The sequence below is a fragment of the Pseudomonas sp. GW821-FHT10C09 genome (assembly GCF_059415465.1).
Genome location: NZ_JBWKNG010000005.1, coordinates 142,130 through 156,899, shown reverse-complemented (window position 1 = coordinate 156,899; position 14,770 = coordinate 142,130). Strand labels below are relative to the sequence as shown.

General features: G+C 59.9%; 16 protein-coding genes. 10 read left to right on the top strand and 6 right to left on the bottom strand.

The window, feature by feature from the left end:
* The first annotated feature begins 34 nt into the window (after positions 1 to 34).
* From AC07N8_RS06575 to AC07N8_RS06560, 4 genes are all read left to right on the top strand, one after another.
* The gene (locus AC07N8_RS06575) at positions 35 to 643 is read left to right on the top strand and encodes a LemA family protein (protein WP_483840567.1); all 609 of its coding nucleotides are present in this window, start codon (positions 35 to 37) and stop codon (positions 641 to 643) included.
* A gap of 34 nt (positions 644 to 677) precedes the next feature.
* Complete coding sequence (locus AC07N8_RS06570; protein ID WP_493142619.1) at positions 678 to 1,433, top strand: TPM domain-containing protein; 756 nt, start codon at positions 678 to 680, stop codon at positions 1,431 to 1,433.
* A 28-nt stretch (positions 1,434 to 1,461) separates the two neighbouring features.
* Positions 1,462 to 2,079: a TPM domain-containing protein gene (locus tag AC07N8_RS06565; RefSeq protein ID WP_483840569.1), complete on the top strand. Its 618-nt coding sequence runs from the start codon at positions 1,462 to 1,464 to the stop codon at positions 2,077 to 2,079.
* Positions 2,080 to 2,375: 296 nt separating this feature from the next.
* The gene (locus tag AC07N8_RS06560) at positions 2,376 to 3,590 is read left to right on the top strand and encodes a class I SAM-dependent methyltransferase (RefSeq protein ID WP_483840570.1); all 1,215 of its coding nucleotides are present in this window, start codon (positions 2,376 to 2,378) and stop codon (positions 3,588 to 3,590) included.
* 59 nt (positions 3,591 to 3,649) lie between these two features.
* On the opposite strand, the gene AC07N8_RS06555 is transcribed toward AC07N8_RS06560, so the two are convergent.
* Positions 3,650 to 4,555: a DMT family transporter gene (locus tag AC07N8_RS06555; RefSeq protein ID WP_493142621.1), complete on the bottom strand. Its 906-nt coding sequence runs from the start codon at positions 4,553 to 4,555 to the stop codon at positions 3,650 to 3,652.
* A 282-nt stretch (positions 4,556 to 4,837) separates the two neighbouring features.
* On the opposite strand from AC07N8_RS06555, the gene AC07N8_RS06550 reads away from it, so the two are divergent.
* From AC07N8_RS06550 to AC07N8_RS06540, 3 genes are all read left to right on the top strand, one after another.
* Entirely contained in the window at positions 4,838 to 5,419 is a 582-nt protein-coding gene (locus tag AC07N8_RS06550; RefSeq protein WP_493142623.1) for a DJ-1/PfpI family protein, read from the top strand.
* A gap of 14 nt (positions 5,420 to 5,433) precedes the next feature.
* Positions 5,434 to 5,739, top strand: a complete 306-nt coding sequence (locus AC07N8_RS06545; RefSeq protein WP_027925581.1) for a ribbon-helix-helix domain-containing protein — start codon at positions 5,434 to 5,436, stop codon at positions 5,737 to 5,739.
* A 165-nt stretch (positions 5,740 to 5,904) separates the two neighbouring features.
* On the top strand, positions 5,905 to 6,249 hold the full coding sequence (locus tag AC07N8_RS06540; RefSeq protein WP_483840573.1) for a YegP family protein: 345 nt from the start codon (positions 5,905 to 5,907) through the stop codon (positions 6,247 to 6,249).
* Between the two features lie 131 nt (positions 6,250 to 6,380).
* Here the strand turns inward: AC07N8_RS06540 and AC07N8_RS06535 are convergent, their stop codons facing one another.
* Together AC07N8_RS06535 and AC07N8_RS06530 are read right to left on the bottom strand one after the other, a co-directional pair.
* Positions 6,381 to 7,268, bottom strand: coding sequence for a dihydrodipicolinate synthase family protein (locus AC07N8_RS06535; RefSeq protein WP_483840574.1), 888 nt, complete (start codon positions 7,266 to 7,268; stop codon positions 6,381 to 6,383).
* A 29-nt stretch (positions 7,269 to 7,297) separates the two neighbouring features.
* Positions 7,298 to 8,080: an aldolase gene (locus AC07N8_RS06530; protein ID WP_483840575.1), complete on the bottom strand. Its 783-nt coding sequence runs from the start codon at positions 8,078 to 8,080 to the stop codon at positions 7,298 to 7,300.
* A 109-nt stretch (positions 8,081 to 8,189) separates the two neighbouring features.
* On the opposite strand from AC07N8_RS06530, the gene AC07N8_RS06525 reads away from it, so the two are divergent.
* Positions 8,190 to 8,732: a helix-turn-helix domain-containing protein gene (locus AC07N8_RS06525; RefSeq protein ID WP_493142626.1), complete on the top strand. Its 543-nt coding sequence runs from the start codon at positions 8,190 to 8,192 to the stop codon at positions 8,730 to 8,732.
* Between the two features lie 109 nt (positions 8,733 to 8,841).
* On the opposite strand, the gene AC07N8_RS06520 is transcribed toward AC07N8_RS06525, so the two are convergent.
* Complete coding sequence (locus AC07N8_RS06520) at positions 8,842 to 9,861, bottom strand: DUF4917 family protein (protein WP_493142627.1); 1,020 nt, start codon at positions 9,859 to 9,861, stop codon at positions 8,842 to 8,844.
* 156 nt (positions 9,862 to 10,017) lie between these two features.
* Between AC07N8_RS06520 and yiaY the strand changes: the two genes are divergently transcribed.
* Entirely contained in the window at positions 10,018 to 11,166 is a 1,149-nt protein-coding gene (gene yiaY, locus AC07N8_RS06515; protein WP_483840578.1) for an L-threonine dehydrogenase, read from the top strand.
* Here the strand turns inward: yiaY and AC07N8_RS06510 are convergent.
* Together AC07N8_RS06510 and AC07N8_RS06505 are read right to left on the bottom strand one after the other, a co-directional pair.
* Positions 11,163 to 12,329: an MFS transporter gene (locus tag AC07N8_RS06510; protein WP_493142629.1), complete on the bottom strand. Its 1,167-nt coding sequence runs from the start codon at positions 12,327 to 12,329 to the stop codon at positions 11,163 to 11,165. The two genes, yiaY and AC07N8_RS06510, sit on opposite strands and share 4 nt — an antisense overlap.
* 18 nt (positions 12,330 to 12,347) lie before the next feature.
* The gene (locus AC07N8_RS06505; RefSeq protein WP_493142631.1) at positions 12,348 to 13,580 is read right to left on the bottom strand and encodes an aminotransferase class I/II-fold pyridoxal phosphate-dependent enzyme; all 1,233 of its coding nucleotides are present in this window, start codon (positions 13,578 to 13,580) and stop codon (positions 12,348 to 12,350) included.
* A gap of 199 nt (positions 13,581 to 13,779) precedes the next feature.
* Here AC07N8_RS06505 and AC07N8_RS06500 point away from each other — a divergent pair, with 199 nt between their 5' ends.
* Entirely contained in the window at positions 13,780 to 14,688 is a 909-nt protein-coding gene (locus AC07N8_RS06500; protein WP_483840581.1) for a LysR family transcriptional regulator, read from the top strand.
* The last annotated feature ends 82 nt before the right edge of the window (positions 14,689 to 14,770 follow it).

Sequence of the window (14,770 nt, the reverse complement as noted above, 5' to 3'; positions counted from 1 at the left end):
ATTTTTCAACGGAATGTGCCAGGGAGTGACCCAGATGAATGCAAGACACCACTATCGCTCGAGCTTGCAGGTGGCAGCCTTGATGCTGTTGACCAGCGTGCTCGCGGGCTGCGGCATCAACACGATTCCGACCCTCGACGAGCAGGCCAAGGCCGCGTGGGGCCAGGTGCAGAACCAGTATCAGCGCCGCGCCGACTTGATCCCCAACCTGGTGGAAACCGTCAAGGGCTATGCCAAGCACGAAGAAGAAACCCTGACCGCGGTGGTCGAAGCACGGGCCAAGGCAACGTCGATCCAGGTGGACGCCAAGACCCTGGATAACCCGGAAAAACTCAAGCAGTTCCAGCAGGCCCAGGACCAGTTGACCGGTGCCTTGAGCCGTTTGATGGTGGTGTCCGAGCGTTATCCGGACCTCAAGGCCAACCAGAACTTCCTCGCCTTGCAGTCGCAACTTGAGGGCACCGAAAACCGCATCGCGGTGGCCCGTCGCGATTTCATTCTCGCGGTGCAGAAGTACAACACGGAAATTCGCACCTTTCCCGGTCGCCTGTGGCACAGCGTGATGTACAGCGATTTGCCGATCCGCGAAACCTTCGAGGCGACCACGCCGGATGCCGATAAGGCGCCGCAAGTAAAGTTCTGACCGGCTAAAAGCATCACCACGGATGAGGTTGCCAATGCGCGTGTTGAAAGTGGGGCTGCTGCTGTTGCTCTGGGTGTGTGCCCTGACGGCGCAGGCCGAGTTGAAGTTTCCGCCGTTGACCGGGCGGGTGGTCGATAACGCCCAGATGATCGAGCCGTCGGTGCGCGAGCAACTGGCGCAACAACTTCAGGCCCATGAAAGCGCCACCGGCGAGCAGCTGGTGGTGGTCACGTTGCCGGACTTGCAAGGCACCGACATCGCGGACTTCGGCTACCAACTGGGGCGTGCCTGGGGCATTGGCCAGAAAGATAAAAATAACGGCGCGCTGCTGATCGTTGCGCGCGATGAGCGTAAATTGCGCATCGAAGTCGGGTACGGCCTCGAAGACCGCCTGACCGACGCGCAAAGTTCAGTGATCATCAATCAGGTGATCACCCCCGCGTTCAAGACTGGCAATTTCAGTAAAGGCATCAGCGACGGGGTCGCGGCGATGCTGGTGGTGATGGGCGGCAGCCCGCTGGATGAACCCTCGACCGTCTATGAACCGCGCGGTGATGAGGACAGCGACTTTGTGGCGCGCCATCCCGGCGTCTTCGTGTTTCTGGTGATGCTGTTCATCCTGACGATTTTTGTGTTGCAGATGCTCGGGCTTCTGCCCGCCGGCCGAGGAGGCTCGGGTGGTTCGGGCGGTGGTTTTGGCGGCGGTGGTTTTGGTGGTGGCGGTGGAGGTGGGGGCTTCAGCGGCGGCGGGGGCAGTTTCGGGGGCGGCGGTTCGTCGGGCGGCTGGTGATAACAATAATGAGCAGGCACTTTTCAACATGGCATTACTGACTGAACACGAACAACGCAAAGTTGCCGAGGCGATTGCCCGGGTCGAGCGCGATACCGACGCCGAACTGGTGACCGTGCTCGCTGCCCGCGCCGATGACTACGCGTACATCCCGCTGCTGTGGGCCAGCCTGCTGGCGCTGATGGTGCCGGGGATCGTGCATTACCTGACGGGATGGCTGACCATGCACAGCTTGCTGCTGGTGCAGTGGATCACCTTTATCGTGCTGTGCCTGGTGTTCCGTATTCCGAAAGTCACCACGCACCTGGTCCCGCGCTCCGTGCGGCACTGGCGCGCCTCGAATCTGGCGCGTCGGCAATTCCTGGAGCAGAACCTGCACCACACGGTCGGCAGCACCGGGATGCTGATTTTTGTCTGCGAGGCGGAGCGGTACGTGGAAATCCTGGTGGATGAAGGGATTTCCAAACGGCTGGACAACAAGAACTGGGATTCGATTGTGGCGGCCTTCACCCAGCAGGTGAAACAAGGACAGACGTTGCAAGGGTTCGTGACGTGCATCGAGGCCTGTGGCGAGTTGCTCAAAGTGCATGTGCCGGTGACGCAGGTGCGCAATGAATTGCCGAACCGGTTGGTGGTGTTGGGCTGACGTCATTTCCAATCTGGAAGGTGATGCGCTTTTGTGGCGAGGGAGCTTGCTCCCGTTCGACTGCGCAGCAGTCGCAAAACCGTCCACTCTGTTTGCCTGGCAGGCCGCAGTTGCTGGTTTTGGGGCCGCTTCGCGACCCAGCGGGAGCAAGCTCCCTCGCCACAAAAGCCTACTCGGCACTTATGTAGTCTTGCCCAGGATTCGTGCCGTTCGGGAAATTACCCGTGCCCTGCATCCACATCCCCCCTAAAATACCCGCCATTCCCCGATTCGCTCCGCCCGAGGCCGTTTTGCCCATGTCCGTCACCGCCACTCCCGCCAGCCTCGCGCCGGACCACCACGCCCAGTTCATCGACCTGCTGCAAACCAGCCTCGACGCCAACGCCTTCATCAAACTGGTGCTGGCCAAGTACGTCGGCACTGAAGCGGATTTGCAGCGCCTGATCATCAAGCAACTGACGGTCAAGGATCAGCCTTGCCTGTCCTTCGTCTACCGCTACAAAACCCGCGACATCACCAAGAACCTGCCGCGGGCCGAAGGCGTCGCGACCCTCGCCGCGCTGCTGCCGGCTTCGTTCAAAAATGCGCATTTGTTGTCGTTGACTGACGAAGCCCAGCTCGAATACAGCAAAAAGGGCAAGTCTTCGCTGTTCAAGAGCAAACCTCAGCAATTGCGTGAAGTACCGTCCGCCGAGCACAACCGCGAGAAAAACCGCTTCCTCGACCTGAGCCGACCGTTCCTCGCCGACCTTGGCGTGACCAACAGCAAACATGAGCTGATCCCGGCGATGTCGCGCAAGTGGAAGCAGATCAACAAGTTCATCGAAGTCTTCAGCCATGCGCTGACCACCTCACCGTTGGCGCTGGACAAGCCGGTGCAGGTAGCGGATTTCGGTTCGGGGAAGGGTTACCTGACGTTCGCCATCCACGACTACCTGCGCAACACCTTGAACGCCGAAGGCGTGGTGACAGGTGTCGAGTTGCGCGAAGAAATGGTCAACCTGTGCAACGCCGCGGCCGCGAAACTCGAGCACCCGGGGCTGGTGTTCAAGTGTGGTGACGTGCGCAGCGTGGCACCGAGCGAGCTGGACGTGATGATCGCGCTGCATGCCTGCGACATCGCCACCGACTACGCGATCCACACCGGCATTCGTTCCGGCGCCTCGATCATCATGTGTTCGCCGTGCTGCCACAAACAGATCCGCCTGCAAATCCAGAGCCCGGCCCTGCTCAAGCCGATGTTGCAATACGGTTTGCACTTGGGTCAGCAAGCGGAAATGGTCACCGACAGCTTGCGTGCGTTGTTCCTCGAAGCCTGCGGTTATGAAACCAAGGTGTTCGAGTTCATCTCGCTGGACCACACCAACAAGAACAAGATGATACTGGCGGTCAAACGCGCCGAGCCGGTCGACCCGGCCCAGCTGTTGGTGAAGATTCAGGAGCTGAAGGATTTCTACCACATCAGCGAACATTGCCTCGAGACCTTGCTGCGAGCTGACGGACTCCTCTAAACCTGTGGGAGCGAGCCTGCTCGCGAAGGGGCCGTCACATCCAACATCTGTGTTGGCTATTAGTCCGCCTTCGCGAGCAGGCTCGCTCCCACATGAGGTTTGATGGCGGTCTTGCGACCCAGCATCACGGTCACGATCACCCCGGCAGCAAACAGCCAGGTGATCGGCTCGATGTGTTCGCCAAAGAACAGCGCCGAAAAGGCGATGGTGAAAAAGATTTGCAGTAGCTGGATCTGGCTGACCCGAGCAATCCCACCCATCGCCAATCCCGCGTACCAGGCAAAGAAGCCGATGAACTGCGAAAACAGCGAGACATAACCAAACGCCCACCAGGTCTTCGCCGAAATCTCACCTTGATGTTGCAGCGCCAGATACACCACCGGCCCGATCAACAATGGTGTGGATAGCACCAGCGCCCAGCAGATCACCTGCCAGCCGCCCATCTCCTTGGCCAACCGGCCGCCCTCGGCGTAGCCCAGACCACCCACCGCAATCGCCCCGAGCATCAACAAGTCACCGGCCTGAATGCTGCCGGCACCGCTGATCAGCGCATAACCCAGCACCAATGCACTGCCCAACGCGGCGCAGGCCCAGAAGGCTTTCGACGGACGTTCATGGGACAACCACGCGGCGTACAGCGCCACGCACAACGGTTGCAGACCATTGACCAAGGCACCGTGGGACGCGGGCAAGGTTTGCATGGCCCACGCCGACAACACCGGAAAACCGAGAATGACCCCGGCGATCACCAGCGTCAGGCCTTTGACCTGTTTCCAGGTCGGCCATTTCTCCCGTCGCCACAGCAACAGCAGCGCCGCCGGCACCGCCGCGAACAGCGCCCGGCCGAGGCCGTTGAGCAGGGGATGCAGTTCCTGCACGACGATTCGCGTGAAGGGCAGGGTGAGGCTGAAAATCACAACGCCGAGCAGGCCGAGAGCCATGCCGGTGTTTTCGCGCGAGGACATGATGGGGGACCAGAATTCAGGGTGATGGGAAGTGCCTTCATCTAGCCACAAACCGCGTTGGCTGCGCTGTTACAGCTAGGCGCAGAGTTATCCGTACAGTTCGAGGGCCCCTTCGCGAGCAGGCTCGCTCCCACATTGGATCTGGGGTGCTCACAAATCCCCTGTGGGAGCGAGCCTGCTCGCGAAGAACGATAACGCGGTAGTAGCTGGTTATTACCCGACCTCCTGGATAAGGACTACCTTGAATACTCCTGCCAATGTTCCCCCAGAGGAGTCCTCCCCATGGCTGCCAAGAAAATCCTGATGCTGGTCGGCGATTACGTCGAAGACTACGAAGTGATGGTGCCGTTCCAGGCGCTGCTGATGGTCGGTCACACCGTCCACGCCGTGTGCCCGGACAAATCCGCCGGCCAGACCGTGCGCACGGCGATCCACGACTTCGAAGGCGACCAGACCTACAGCGAAAAACCCGGCCACCTGTTCGCCCTGAACTTCGACTTCGCCAAGGTTGCCGAATCCGACTACGACGCGCTGCTGATCCCCGGCGGTCGTGCCCCGGAATACCTGCGCCTGAATGAAAAAGTCCTGGAACTGGTGCGTGCCTTCGACAAGGCCGGCAAGCCGATTGCTGCCGTGTGTCATGGCGCACAATTGCTGGCAGCGGCCGGGATTCTCGAAGGCCGCGAGTGCAGCGCTTACCCGGCCTGTGCCCCGGAAGTGCGCCTGGCCGGTGGCACGTTCATCGACATCCCGGTGACGGAGGGCCATGTTCAAGGCAATCTGGCCACTGCTCCGGCGTGGCCGGCACACCCGAACTGGCTTGCCGGTTTCCTCGGATTGCTGGGCACCAAAATCACGCTGTAACGAGGGACCTTTCCATGTGCGAGCTTTACGTCAAGGCCGATCCGATCCTCTACGAATCGCGCTCCCGCTCGCTGCGCATCTGCGGGGTGGTCACCACCCTGCGGCTGGAGAATCAGTTCTGGGACATCCTCAGCGAAATCGCCGAAGTCGATGGCATGACCACCAACCAGCTGATCGCCAAGCTGTATGAAGAGGTGATGGACTACCGGGGGGAAGTGGTGAATTTTGCGTCGTTTTTGCGGGTGAGTTGTATGCGGTATTTGAGTCAGCGGCGGGTGGCTGTGCCGGAGTTGTCGGTGGTTCGGGCAGTGGTGAAGTAGCGAATACCGCGTCGACTCATTCGCGAGCAGGCTCGCTCCCACAATGGAAATGCGATCCCCTGTGGGAGCGAGCCTGCTCGCGAAGGGGCCGGGAGAGGCGACAGATGTCCGGGGCTGGTCTTTACTCTGAAGCGCGAAACCTCTCAATCGCCAAGGAGAAAGAGCATGTCCGGATGGTACGAAGTGAGCAAAAGCAGCAGTGGCCAGTTCAGGTTTGTCCTCAAGGCCGCCAACGCCGAAACCATTCTGACCAGCGAGCTGTACACCACCCGCGCCGCTGCCGACAAAGGCATTGCATCGGTTCAGTCCAACAGCCCGCTGGATGAGCGCTACGAGAAAAAGACCACCAAGGATGGCCATCCTTATTTCAACCTCAAGGCCGGTAACCACGAAATTATCGGCAGCAGTGAGTCTTACTCTTCCGCTACAGCGATGGAGAAGGGCATTGCCAGTGTGAAAACCAACGGGCCGACCACGGTGATCAAGGACAAGACCTTGCCGGTGCTTTAAGTCACGCCGACGACTAAATGTGGGAGCGGGCTTGCTCGCGAAAGCGGCTTAATATTCAACGATGATGTTGAATGTCATACCGCTTTCGCGAGCAAGCCCGCTCCCACATTTGATTTGTGTGTTTTTTGGGATCAGCGTAGGGCAGTCAGCAAGTGTTGCAGTTGACTGCGCCCGGCGTCGGCTAGTGGAAACACCGGCAATCGCGGCTGCCCGACTTCCAGCCCCGTCATACCCAGCCCGGCCTTGATCGTCGCCGGCAACCCCCCCTTGAGAATGAAATCCAACAGCGGCAACTGGCGATAGAACAACGCCCTGGCCTTGCCCAGATCATTGGCCAACACCGCTTCATACAAATCCAGATTGAGCTGCGGGATCAGGTTCGGCGCTGCCGTGCACCAGCCTTTCGCGCCCGCCGCAAAGGCTTCCAGCGCCAGCGGATTGCAGCCGTTGTAGAACGGCACCTGGCCTTCGCCGAGCAGTTGCAGCTTGTGCATGCGCTGAATGTCGCCGGTGCTTTCCTTGACCATGGTGACGTTTTCAACGGCGTTGAAGATGCGCAGGATCAGGTCCACCGACATGTCGGTGCCGCTGGTGGCCGGGTTGTTGTAGAGCATGATCGGCACGCCGATGCTGTCACCGATGGCGCGATAGTGGGCGAGGATTTCCGCTTCGCTGAGTTTCCAGTAGGACGCCGGCAGCACCATCACCACGTCAGCGCCATGAGCTTGGGCGAAGCGTGCGCGGCGCACCGCTTTGGCGGTGGTCAGGTCAGACACGCTGACAATCGTCGGCACACGTTTGGCCACGTGCTGGATGCTGAATTCGCTGACCTGATCCCACTCGGCATCGCTCAGGTAAGCGCCTTCGCCAGTGCTGCCCAGTGGTGCGATGGCATGCACGCCGCCCTCGATCAAACGGTCAATGGAGCGCCCGAGCGCGTCCAGGTCAACGCTTTCGCCGTCGGCGGTGAACGGGGTGATGGTGTAGCCGATGATGCCGTGAATGTTTGGGGTCGACATGGCGACGCTCCTTTTGAAATTGAGTGGGTTCAGTTCAGGCAATCGGCGTGTTGGCGCAGGTTCTGCCGGGCGTAGTAGTTGAAAGCGGCGGCGTGGCGTTTTGGCCGGGCAATCCAGTCGTGGGCTTCACGGCCCAGTTCCGGGAGGATCGGCATGATGGCCCCGGCACTCATCGCCAGCAGTTGCAGCTTGGCGGCGCGCTCGATCAATTGCGCGATGACACAGGCTTCTTCAATGCTCGTGCCGGTGGACAACTGGCCGTGGTGCGAAAGCAGAATCGCCCGTTTGTCGCCCAGTGCGCCGGCAATTAATTCACCTTCTTCATTACCGACCGGAACGCCGGGCCAGCCTTCAAGGAACGCGCAGTCGTCATACAGCGGGCAGAGGTCCATGTGGGAAATCTGCAGCGGTACTTCGAGCATCGACAGCGCCGCGACGTGCGTCGGATGCGTATGAATGATGCAGTTCACGTCCGGTCGGGCGCGGTAGACCCAGCTGTGAAAGCGGTTGGCCGGGTTGGGCATGCCGTGGCCTTCGAGTACTTCCAGGTCTTCGTTGACCAGCAGCAGATTGCTCGCGGTGATCTCATCAAACCCCAGGCCCAGTTGCTGAGTGTAGTAGGTGCCCGGTGTCGGACCGCGAGCGGTGATTTGACCGGCCAACCCCGAGTCGTGGCCGTTCTCGAACAGAATCCGGCAGGTCAGGGCCAGCTTTTGCCGGTCAGTCCACGTATTATCCGCCAGGGTATTTTGCATCTGTGTCAGCGCTTGCTTGACCAGTTGGTCTTTGGGCAGTGCTAATGTCTTGGCCATATCAGTGTCCTTTGGTGGGTTCATGCAAATGACACTAAAGAGGCTATAAGACACAAAGTGTCATTGGCAAGCACAAACCGTCGCCTCCTTGATGGATTAATCGTTTTTCATGTCTATCCGTTTGAAATTACTAAGAAAAAAACTTGGCGTGACACTGGAGGCCCTGGCCGAAAAATCCGGCATGACCAAGAGCTACCTGTCGAAAGTCGAGCGCGGGCTGAACACGCCGTCGATTGCTGCGGCGCTGAAACTGGCCAAGGCGCTGAACGTGAAAGTCGAGGAATTGTTCTCCGAAGACAACGTCAGCCTCGACAGCTACAGCCTGGTGCGCAGTCACGAGCGTCAATCCCTGGCCGCCAACGATCAAAGCCCCGGCTACGCGGTGCTGGCCCATCAGGTCAGTGAGCGCAGCCTGCTGCCGTTCATCATCTATCCGCCGTTCGAATTCGCCGACAAAACCTTCAAGGAACACACCGGGGAAGAGTTTTTGTTTGTGCACGAAGGGCAGGTGGAAGTGGACTTCATGAACGAGCGGGTGCTGCTCGATCGTGGGGATGCGCTGCATTTCAATGCGCAGAAACCGCACAGGATTCGCTCAGTGGGGGAGGTTCAGGCGCAGTTGTTGGTGGTGGTGCATAGCAGCGAGGAATGAGTTGACTGCAAAAGCTTCGCGAGCAGGCTCGCTCCCACATTGAATCTGCGGTGTACACATATCCCCTGTGGGAGCGAGCCTGCTCGCGAAGGCGTCAGCTGCCTCGCCGCTAAACCTCAACCGGAACCGTAAGCTTCGGATTCCCCAACGCATGCGTCTTCGAATCAAAAAAACGCAGCTCCGATCCCGTCCCCTCGAACACCTTCGCGTAATGCCGCTTCTGATGCTGGATAAACGCCTTGCTGCGCGGATAAATCGAGATCGCCACCACCGACGGTTTCGCCTGGCGCAACGCATGAACGATATGGCTGTCCTGCTCACCCAGCGCATGCCCAAAGACACACAACCCGTCGCCATGCCCCAATAACTGGTCATAACAGAACGACAGATAATCCGAGCTGCGAATGGTCTTGAGCTTGTCCTGCGCTGGCCCTTCGTTCACGAACAGCGGCACGTCATCCAGGGTCTTGATCGTATTGTTGATCGCGAAACTGCCAAGCAACGTGCCCTCGGTCGACATCAGCTTGCGCGCCGTGCCGTCCTGATTGCGCACCAGGTGCAAACCACCGTGCAGGTACAGCAAACGGGTTTTATCGGTCGCCGTGGCGCTCAGGTCAAAGCCCGGCTCGGCGCCGTGGAACAGGTCGTTGATCGCGTCCGGCTGCTGCTGGATCGACCAGTAATTGAGCAAGTCATAGTTGGTGGTAAACACCGTCCGATAGTTGCCCAGTTCCGAACGGATGGTCGCCAGGGTCGAAGGCACCACCAGCCGCCACGGAATATGCACCGCATGAACGGTGTTGATCAGCGCTTCCTTGATCGCGTAGTAGCGATTGCGCGGTGCGGCGGAGCTGACGGCCAGTGCCTTGTTCACTCGGCTGGTGGTTTTCAGCGCGCTCAGCACCTGTTCGAAACTGCGTGTCTGCATCGCCTCGAACACGCTCAGCTCGGACTGGCTCAGCGGTTTTTCTTCGACGGTGCGCGCATTCTCGAACAGCGAGTCGTAGCCAAAATCGTCCCACACCGCACGGCTGGCGCCGTTGCCCACCAGCAGGCCGCTGAACGAGGCGGTGGCGCGCAAGGCGTTCCAGTCTTCAAGTTGGGCATCAACATCCTGGAAATCGGTCATTGCGGTCAAAGTCTCAAAGCAAAAGGTCTGATGGGCGGCGACTTTATCACGACCATGACTTGAGCCAGATCAAGTTACTGCGTGAGCGAAGGGTCGATGCTGTGGGCGTCCCGCTGGATCGGCGTCGCCGATTCGGCCCAGACAGGAGAATCGCTCATGAGCAGCACGTTTTTCATTCCCTCTGTGAACATCCTGGGTACGGGTTGCCTCGACGAAGCCATGGACGTCATTGGCAAGTACGGCTTTCGCAAAGCGCTGATCGTCACCGACGTTGGGCTGGCCAAGGCCGGCGTAGCGAAAATGATTGCGGAAAAACTGGCGATGCAGGACATCGACTCGGTGATCTTCGACGGTGCCAAACCCAACCCGAACACTGCTAACGTCGAACTTGGCCTGGGCCTGCTCAAGGAATCCCGTTGCGATTTTGTGGTGTCCCTGGGCGGTGGTTCGCCCCACGACTGCGCCAAAGGCATCGCGTTGTGTGCGACCAACGGTGGGCAGATCCGTGACTATGAAGGCGTCGATCAATCGAGCAAACCACAGCTGCCGCTGATCGCGATCAACACCACCGCCGGCACCGCCAGCGAGATGACACGTTTTTGCATCATCACCGACGAATCGCGCCATGTGAAAATGGCCATTGTCGACCGCAACGTCACGCCGCTGCTGTCGGTCAACGACCCGGCGCTGATGGTTGCAATGCCTCAGGGGCTGACGGCAGCCACCGGCATGGACGCATTGACCCACGCCATCGAAGCGTACGTTTCCACTGCCGCCAACCCGATCACCGATGCCTGCGCACTGAAGGCGATCACGTTGATCAGCAACAACCTGCGACTGGCGGTACGCAACGGCGAGGACATGGCCGCGCGGGAAAACATGGCCTACGCGCAGTTCCTGGCGGGCATGGCGTTCAATAACGCGTCGCTGGGTTATGTCCACGCCATGGCTCACCAATTGGGCGGGTTCTACGACTTGCCTCATGGCGTCTGCAACGCCGTACTGCTACCCCACGTTCAAAGCTTCAACGCTCAGGTTTGCGCCCCGCGCCTGACCGACGTGGCTCATGCGATGGGCGTCGATATCCGTGGTCTCAGCCCTGAAGAGGGGGCTCAAGCGGCTATTGCAGCGATCCGACGCCTGTCCAGTGACGTGGACATCCCTGCCGGATTACGTGAGCTCGGCGCCAGACTCAACGACGTCCCCATGCTTGCCACCAATGCGCTGAAAGACGCCTGCGGTTTAACCAATCCCCGGGCGGCGGATCAGCGCCAGATCGAGGAGATTTTCCGCAGCGCCTTTTAGGCCGTTTTGCGACCGGGCGCGAGCATGACACACAGCATCGCGCCCAACGCCAGCAAGGTGCAGAGCAACGACAGCGGCCACGCCTGCTGGCTGGCGATCAAGCTGGCAACACCGCCAATGATCGCCGCCATCAGTTGATGAATAAAGCCGCTCAACGCCATCGCATAAGCCCCCCCGACCGGTGAACCGTCGTTGGCCAGCGACAGGCTGATCGGGTACGTCAACGACTGCCCGAACACCGCTACGCAATAGGGCAGCCAGAGCAGCAGCGCAATGGGGGTGCCGATGATGCTGCCCAGCAACATCATCGCGCTCCCGGTCAGCACCAGAGCGACGCCCACCGTCATCAATCGGCGCTGACCGGTGCGCAGTACCAAGGCATTGACCCCCAGCGCTCCCAGAAAATACGCCGCGCTGATCGGCCAGCCCAGCAAGCCGTATTCCACGGCTGACCAGTTGAACGGACCTTGCAGAATCAGCGGTGCGGCCGTGTTGAAGGCAATGATTACCCCATAGCCGAGGCCGCCGGTAAGCGCCGGCAGCAAGAACGCCCGATCACGCAGAATGCGCCAGTAACTGGGCCACGCGGACGACTGAATGTTGTCCTCGACCAGCACCGCAAAGGAAACCCGCGCCACGACTGTCGCCATCAAAAGGCTCATGCCACCCAGCAGATAGAAAATCGCCGGCCAGCCCAATGCCACCTGGATAACCGACCCCAGGTACTGACCGATGCCCAGCGCAATCACGAACGAAATCGAAATCCACGACAACGCCTTGGCCAACAGGTCACCGCGGAAACTGTCGCGGATCAGCACCCGTGCCATGACTGAAATCCCGCTGGCACCAATGCCTTGAAGCAACCGAAAAAACAGAAACGCTTCAAGCGTCTGGCCCAGCGGCAGCGCAAGGTTGGCCAAGCCATAAATACCCAGCGCCGCGAGCAGCACCGGTTTGCGGCCGATGCGCTGGCCGAGGCTGCCCCAGAACAACATCGGCAGCGCCATGCCGATCAGGTACACCGCCAGTCCCCAGGACACCTGCGAAGCGTCGGCGGACAGATGCCGGGCCATCTCCGGCAGCGCTGGCAGATAAATACTCATGCCCAATTGCGCGAGGAAAACCGTGCTGCAGGTGACGAGGAGGGTGGTGCTGCTCTTCATGGAATCATCCCTGGATGTCTAGCGGGCGTCCCCGGAGCATGTGCGCAAAAGCTCGGTGACGAGTTCACAAAAATGTCGAATCAGCGGCGGCTCCATGTCGGCGCGCAGCGTGATTCTGATCGCGGCCTTGCCTTGTGCAACCGCGGGGAAAAACACCGCCGAGGTAAAGAAACCAAGATTGGATAATTCGATGGCAATACGGTTGGCCAGCCTCGCTTCACCGCAGTGGATCAAGCGAATCGCCATGTTGCTGCCGTGTTGTGCGGTTCGAATCAGGCTGTCGAAGAGGCGGATATTAACCTGAAGTTTTTCCTGCAACGCAGTCAATGCAGGCGTGTGATGCAACTGGATGGACGCTCTGCCCGCGCCGATAGACGCGCTGTTCAGGCTTTGCGACCAGTTGCTGGGGCCGCCGTAGCGTTGAATCAGCTTTTTCTGCCGTTCGTTGCCCAGCATCACCAGCCCGCCGCTGGCGCCAAATGACTTGGCCAATGAGGCGACAATCAAGGCGTCATCCTCCAGGGCCTGCAACCTGGGACGCACGAGACCGGCACCGAAAGTACCGACGGCGGACAGTGCGTGAGAATCGTCGAGGTAGAGAAACAAGCCATAGCGGTCTTTCAGGTACAAAAGACTGTCCAGGTCGGCGACCCCGCCCATGCTGTACGCGCCGTCGGCCACATACGCGACCCTGGTATGTTGCTGGCACTGCGTTTCCAGAAAATCCATGTCGTTGTGCGGGCTGGTCACGACCCTGGTTTCGTCGGCGCAGGCGGCTTTGAGGTGACTCATCGAATAGTGCGCCAAGCGGTCAAACACCATCACCGGCGGCCGGTTCTCGGTGAACACGCCGCTGGCCAGCAGCGGCAGGATGCCGGCGCTGGCTGCGCTGCACGACAAAGTGCTCAGGCACGTGGCGCCGAACAACGCTGACAGCTCGGTTTCGTACTGATCGAGGATCGCCAGTTTGCAGCGGTTTTTCGAGTTGGCGATACGCAGGGTGCCGGTTTCCCACAAGGTGGTCATGGCGCCGTCGAGCAAGTCGGGGTGGTGATCCAGGCCGAGGTAGGAGGTGGTGCAAAAGTGATGAAAGGCGCGTCCGTGCTGGTCAACCATGCGGTTGCTGCTTCTGATGTCGACGTTCAGCCCCGCGACCTTTCCCGCTTCTGCGGTTTCCCAGTCGTGATCGGCCAGCGAGATCAGTTTTCGATAGTTGGTGAAGGTGTTTGCCGCGCGTGTTGTCTGGTCCATGTGACGTGTCTGTCCTTGAGTGATGAAACCGTCCGTGTGTTTCCAGACTTTACAGCGTGCGGTGTGGGCGCTGAATCGGCCGTTTCCTGTTCGGTTGAGTGTTACAAGAGATTTATGTGTAGGGCGATGGCGTGTGAGGTTGTGGGCCAAAACCGGGCTATCCTGCCGACTCAGCCGAACTGAAGTCATCGAGCCCTCCATGCTGCAAAAAAGCCTGATCCGCCGTCTCGACCTGATCACCCTCCAGTTGTTCGTCGCCGTCCACGAAGAAGGCACGCTGACCCGTGCCGCCGCGCGTGAAGCGATCGCGGTGTCGGCGGCCAGCAAGCGCTTGATGGAACTGGAAGAGGCGCTGGGGATCAGTCTGTTCGTACGCCAGGCCAAGGGCATGACCCTGACACCGGCCGGCGAAACCCTGCTGCACCATGCCCGGCAGATGCTGTTCAACGTCGAGAAAATGGGTCTCGAGCTGGGTGAGCACAGCCACGGCATTCGCGGTTATGTGCGGATGCTCGCCAACCTGTCGGCGATCATTCAGTTTTTGCCCGAGGACTTGCGCGACTTTTCCGAGCGCCATCCGCAGGTCAAGACCGACCTCGAGGAACGCCCCAGCAGCGGGGTGATCCAGGGGGTGCTGGATGGCGTGGCGGACCTGGGCATTTGCTCCATCGACAGCGACACCAAGGGTTTGCACAGCGTGCTGTACCGGCAGGACAAGTTGATGGTGTTGATGCTGCCCGATCATCCGTTGGCCAGCCGTTCGAGCCTGGCGTTTGCGGACACGCTGGACAGCGATTACGTGGGACTGCATTCGGCCAGTTCGATCAACATGCGCACCCATGCGGCGGCGCGCCAGGCGGGCAAGGTGCTGCGGTTGCGCATTCATGTGCCGGGTTTTGATGCGATGTGCCGGATGGTGCAGGCCAACATGGGCATCGGGATTTTGCCGCAGAAGGCCTATGAATTGTTTGGCCGGGCGTTGGGGCTGCATGCGGTGCCGTTGACGGATGAGTGGTCGGATCGGGCGTTGATCATTGTGGTGCGGGATGAGGCGGGGTTGTCGCCTGTTAGCCGGATGTTGTTTGAGCAGTTGCGTGGGGCGCTTTGATGTTTCTCGGTTGGATGGTCGGGCCTCTTCGCGAGCAGGCTCGCTCCCACAGGGGATTTGTGGACGCCGTAGATCCAGTGTG

What these genes read in the sequence shown, in the direction of transcription:
- AC07N8_RS06575 (WP_483840567.1), top strand. Translation starts at nt 35, where the DNA reads ATGAATGCAAGACACCACTATCGCTCGAGCTTGCAGGTGGCAGCCTTG.
- AC07N8_RS06570 (WP_493142619.1), top strand. Translation starts at nt 678, where the DNA reads ATGCGCGTGTTGAAAGTGGGGCTGCTGCTGTTGCTCTGGGTGTGTGCC.
- AC07N8_RS06565 (WP_483840569.1), top strand. Translation starts at nt 1,462, where the DNA reads ATGGCATTACTGACTGAACACGAACAACGCAAAGTTGCCGAGGCGATT.
- AC07N8_RS06560 (WP_483840570.1), top strand. Translation starts at nt 2,376, where the DNA reads ATGTCCGTCACCGCCACTCCCGCCAGCCTCGCGCCGGACCACCACGCC.
- AC07N8_RS06555 (WP_493142621.1), bottom strand. Translation starts at nt 4,555, where the DNA reads ATGTCCTCGCGCGAAAACACCGGCATGGCTCTCGGCCTGCTCGGCGTT.
- AC07N8_RS06550 (WP_493142623.1), top strand. Translation starts at nt 4,838, where the DNA reads ATGGCTGCCAAGAAAATCCTGATGCTGGTCGGCGATTACGTCGAAGAC.
- AC07N8_RS06545 (WP_027925581.1), top strand. Translation starts at nt 5,434, where the DNA reads ATGTGCGAGCTTTACGTCAAGGCCGATCCGATCCTCTACGAATCGCGC.
- AC07N8_RS06540 (WP_483840573.1), top strand. Translation starts at nt 5,905, where the DNA reads ATGTCCGGATGGTACGAAGTGAGCAAAAGCAGCAGTGGCCAGTTCAGG.
- AC07N8_RS06535 (WP_483840574.1), bottom strand. Translation starts at nt 7,268, where the DNA reads ATGTCGACCCCAAACATTCACGGCATCATCGGCTACACCATCACCCCG.
- AC07N8_RS06530 (WP_483840575.1), bottom strand. Translation starts at nt 8,080, where the DNA reads ATGGCCAAGACATTAGCACTGCCCAAAGACCAACTGGTCAAGCAAGCG.
- AC07N8_RS06525 (WP_493142626.1), top strand. Translation starts at nt 8,190, where the DNA reads ATGTCTATCCGTTTGAAATTACTAAGAAAAAAACTTGGCGTGACACTG.
- AC07N8_RS06520 (WP_493142627.1), bottom strand. Translation starts at nt 9,861, where the DNA reads ATGACCGATTTCCAGGATGTTGATGCCCAACTTGAAGACTGGAACGCC.
- yiaY (WP_483840578.1), top strand. Translation starts at nt 10,018, where the DNA reads ATGAGCAGCACGTTTTTCATTCCCTCTGTGAACATCCTGGGTACGGGT.
- AC07N8_RS06510 (WP_493142629.1), bottom strand. Translation starts at nt 12,329, where the DNA reads ATGAAGAGCAGCACCACCCTCCTCGTCACCTGCAGCACGGTTTTCCTC.
- AC07N8_RS06505 (WP_493142631.1), bottom strand. Translation starts at nt 13,580, where the DNA reads ATGGACCAGACAACACGCGCGGCAAACACCTTCACCAACTATCGAAAA.
- AC07N8_RS06500 (WP_483840581.1), top strand. Translation starts at nt 13,780, where the DNA reads ATGCTGCAAAAAAGCCTGATCCGCCGTCTCGACCTGATCACCCTCCAG.